A 241-nucleotide genomic window follows, 5' to 3' on the forward strand; every position below is an offset into this window, starting at 1 on the left:
TGTTTTCACACTTATTTTAATTAGAAAAAGGTTTATTCTTGTCCTTTCATTTTGTTAAGGAATGAAAAATGTCTACAGAAACAATAATCAAGAGAAAGCTTCAGGATGCTTTTCATCCGCAGAAACTTGAGGTGATTAATGAGAGTCATCTTCATGAGGGACATCCCCATAATGAACATGCTTTTGATGGTAAAGGAGAAACACATTTTCGCGTGAAGATTTTATCTTCTTCTTTTTCCAA

1 protein-coding gene is annotated in these 241 nt (G+C 33.2%); it reads left to right on the forward strand.

The genetic code is table 11. The annotated features are described in order from the left end of the window. Positions 1-68: 68 nt before the first annotated feature. A partial coding sequence (locus tag ACFINS_RS11145; RefSeq protein WP_375706307.1) for a BolA family protein occupies positions 69-241 on the forward strand: 173 nt, incomplete at its 3' end.

The organism is Bartonella sp. AA2SXKL (assembly GCF_042197205.1).
Classification (GTDB): Bacteria; Pseudomonadota; Alphaproteobacteria; order Rhizobiales; family Rhizobiaceae; genus Bartonella.